Consider the following 3350-nt stretch of genomic DNA (forward strand, 5'->3'; position numbering starts at 1 on the left):
CTGCTGCTGATCTTCGCCTGCGGCGCCATCGCCTTCGAGGCCGTGCGCCGCCTGGCCGAACCGGCCCCGGTCGGCTCGGTCACCATCATGATCGTGGCGGGCATCGGCTTCGTGATCAACCTGGGCACCGCCCTGCTGTTCATGAAGGACCAGCACAAGGACCTGAACGTCCGCGGCGCCTATCTGCACATGATGGCCGACGCGGCGGTCTCCATCGGCGTGGTCATCGCCGGGGGCGTCATCCTGCTGACCGGCTGGTCGATCGTGGATCCCCTGGTCAGCACCGCCATCGTGGTGGTGATCCTGCTCGGCACCTGGGGCCTGCTTAAGGACTCGGTGAACCTGGCGCTGGACGCCGCGCCGCGGAACGTCGATGTCGAGGCCGTTCGGGCCGCCTTCCTGGCCCTGCCCGGCGTCCGCGCCGTGCACGACCTGCACATCTGGGGGCTGTCGACCACCGACACCGCCCTGACCGCCCATCTGGTCCACGAGCGCGCCGACGCCGACGCCCTGCTGGCGGAGGCCCAGACCCTGGCCCGCGCCCGCTTCCAGATCGGCCACACCACGCTTCAGCTGGAAAGCGGGGCCCTGCCGGACTGTCCGGACTGCTGAGCGACCGCGGATCAGTCCGCGGTATCAAGCCTCAGGTCGATGCGGCGCTGATGCCGGAAGCGCTCTAGGTCTTCGGGCTCCCGCACCGCGACGCGTACATAGTCCTCGAGCATCTCGCCCCAGGTCGCGATGAACTCGCGCTGCATCTGCCGATTCCGGGCCACGTAGAGACGCCACTCGAAAAGGCCCCATAGGACCACCGCGACGGTGAGCCCGGTCGCCAGCGAACTGCCCGCGACCAGCGTCAGCAGGGGAACGGTCACGACGGGAAACACGGCGCCGTCGGGCGGCCGGAGAAATTTCTTGATCTTCCACGGCTGCAGATCCCACGCATCCTTCAAACCCATGGTCAGGGCCTCCGCCATCGCGGCTTCGCGCTGAGGGCGACCGGGTTCGGTGGCCAGGATGCGGGCGTGCGCCCAGGCGCCCCGCCTGAGCCGATCCATGGGGGCGTCCAGATAGTCCCGGAACAGGCCGGGCGGCAGCCACCCCAGCCCCAGGCTCAACTGGAAATGCAGGGGAAAGATCGAAGCCAGTCCCATGAAGACGCCCTCGCCCCGCGCGACGGTGGGCGCGTGCGCCCACCGTCCCTGGCCCGGCCAGTCGTTCGCCATGGCCCGGGGCAGATCATAGGCGACATGGAGGTATGCCCCGGCGGCCAGCCGCAGCAGGGGCGTGTTCAGACGCAGCCAGATCGCCCGGTATCCCGCCAGCTGCCCACTGTCGTTCCAGCGCTGTCGCTCTTCCAGGAACGTCACGACGAGCCGCTCCAGCCACGTCCGGTCGTCGCCGGCGAGGGTGGCCGCCCTACTACGAATGTCCGCCGTCACGGCCCGGTAGACCTTGTCGAAGGGACGAAAATAGCTTGGAGGAAGTCTCATCGGGGCGGGCCTGCAGGGTTCACGGCGAAGCTTCACCACCTTCTCCCGTCTTCGCAAGGCGAAAATCCCCCTGAAGTTGCATCGACCGGCAAGTGGCCAGCCCCCTTCCCTTCCGGCGCCCCAACCGCCATCTAGCGGCCCATGACCGACACCGCTTCCGCCGCAAACGCCAAGATCCCCGTCACCGTCCTCACCGGCTATCTCGGCGCCGGCAAGACCACCCTGCTGAACCGGATCCTCACCGAGGACCACGGCAAGCGCTACGCCGTCATCGTCAACGAGTTCGGCGAGATCGGCATCGACAACGACCTGGTGGTCGGCGCCGACGAGGACGTGTTCGAGATGAACAACGGCTGCGTCTGCTGCACGGTGCGCGGCGACCTGATCCGCGTCGTCGCCGGCCTGATGAAGCGCCAGCGCCCGGGCAAGCCCGCCTTCGACGCCATCATCGTCGAGACCACCGGCCTGGCCGACCCCGGCCCGGTGGCCCAGACCTTCTTCGTCGACGAGGAGGTCAAGGCCAAGACCCAGCTGGACAGCGTCACCGCCCTGGTCGACGCCAAGCACGTGATGGCGCGCCTGGACGACTCCAAGGAGGCCCGTGAGCAGGTCGCCTTCGCCGACCGCATCATCCTGAACAAGGTCGACCTGGTCACCACCGAGGAACTCAACGAAGTCGAGCGCCGCCTGCGCGCGCTCAACCCCCTGGCCCCCATCACCCGCACCGAGCGGGCCAATGTGCCGCTGGACCAGGTGCTGGGCGTGCACGGTTTCGACCTGGACCGGGTCACCGAGGTGCGTCCCGACTTCGTCAATCCGCCGCACGGCGCGGACGGCCATGTGCACGACGACCACTGCGGTCATGACCACGACCACGATCATCACGACCATGATCACCATCATCATGATCACGGGAACGACCACGGTCCGCGCGGCCACGCGCACGAGGACGACATCAAGGGCATCGCCCTGTCGCTGGACCGTCCTATGGACGGCCAGAAATTCACCGCCTGGCTGGACAAGCTGCTGGGCGAGCAGGGCCAGAACATCCTGCGGGCCAAGGGCATCATCGAGGTGGCCGGCGAGGACCGCCGCCTGGTCTTCCAGGCCGTGCACATGATCCTGGAAGGCGACCTGCAGAAGCCGTGGGGCGACAAGGAACGCCGCTGGTCGCGCGCCGTCTTCATCGGCCGCGATCTGGACGAGGCGGCGCTGAAGGCCGGGTTCGAGGCGTGCGCGGCTTGATCGCACCCGAGCCCAGGACCGCGCTGATCGTCGGCGCGTCGCTGAACCGCTTCCTCCGCTGGAACGGCGAGGCGCTGCCCTGGTGAACCCGCCCCACGCCCCGCATCGCGAAGCCGTGCTGCATTACGGCACCCCCGACTTCGACGTGGTTCAGCCCGGCGACTTCGTGCGCTGCGCGGTGTCCGGCGCGACCATCCCGCTGGACGCCCTGACCTATTGGAACGTGGCGCTGCAGGAGGCATACGCCTCGGCGGAGTTCATGACCCGCCGGTGGGTCGAGACCCACAAGGCCGAGACATGACCCTCTTCCAGTTCGATGCCCAGCCCACCGCCGCCCTGTTCGAGAAGGACGGCGCGGTCTTCGCCCTGGGCGACGGCGCGGTGCGGTTCGAGGACGGCGCCTTCAGCATCGCCCACGACGGCGCGATCCTGTGCGCCTGCGCCCACCCGTCGGGCGAGGGCGTCCTGACCGGGGGCGACGACGGCCGGGTGATCTGGCACCGCAAGGGCGAGGCCGGCCTGCTGGCCACCGCCAAGGGCGCGTGGATCGATTCCATCGCCGCCTCGGCCGAAAGCGGGCTGATCGCCTTCTCGGCGGGCAAGACCCTGTCG

4 protein-coding genes and 1 pseudogene are annotated in these 3350 nt (G+C 68.7%); 4 read left to right on the plus strand and 1 reads right to left on the minus strand.

Annotation, left to right across the window (positions count from 1 at the left end; all coding sequences use genetic code 11):
* On the plus strand, positions 1 to 612 hold a 612-nt coding region (locus Q0C81_RS17610; protein WP_291841042.1), incomplete at its 5' end, for a cation diffusion facilitator family transporter.
* Between the two features lie 11 nt (positions 613 to 623).
* Here Q0C81_RS17610 and Q0C81_RS17615 read toward each other — a convergent pair.
* Positions 624 to 1493 (minus strand): hypothetical protein, encoded by an 870-nt coding sequence (locus Q0C81_RS17615; protein WP_291841044.1) that lies wholly within the window; start codon positions 1491 to 1493, stop codon positions 624 to 626.
* Between the two features lie 141 nt (positions 1494 to 1634).
* Here Q0C81_RS17615 and Q0C81_RS17620 point away from each other — a divergent pair, with 141 nt between their 5' ends.
* The 3 genes and pseudogenes from Q0C81_RS17620 to Q0C81_RS17630 all read left to right on the plus strand — a co-directional run.
* Positions 1635 to 2738: a GTP-binding protein gene (locus Q0C81_RS17620; protein ID WP_291841046.1), complete on the plus strand. Its 1104-nt coding sequence runs from the start codon at positions 1635 to 1637 to the stop codon at positions 2736 to 2738.
* 82 nt (positions 2739 to 2820) lie between these two features.
* On the plus strand, positions 2821 to 3039 hold the full coding sequence (locus tag Q0C81_RS17625) for a DUF2093 domain-containing protein (protein WP_291841048.1): 219 nt from the start codon (positions 2821 to 2823) through the stop codon (positions 3037 to 3039).
* Positions 3036 to 3350 (plus strand): annotated as a pseudogene (locus Q0C81_RS17630) (WD40 repeat domain-containing protein); the annotation flags it as partial. The gene Q0C81_RS17625 and the pseudogene Q0C81_RS17630, both read left to right, overlap by 4 nt.

Source organism: Brevundimonas sp. (assembly GCF_023259385.1).
Classification (GTDB): Bacteria; Pseudomonadota; Alphaproteobacteria; order Caulobacterales; family Caulobacteraceae; genus Brevundimonas.

What these genes read in the sequence shown, in the direction of transcription:
- Q0C81_RS17620 (WP_291841046.1), top strand. Translation starts at nt 1,635, where the DNA reads ATGACCGACACCGCTTCCGCCGCAAACGCCAAGATCCCCGTCACCGTC.
- Q0C81_RS17615 (WP_291841044.1), bottom strand. Translation starts at nt 1,493, where the DNA reads ATGAGACTTCCTCCAAGCTATTTTCGTCCCTTCGACAAGGTCTACCGG.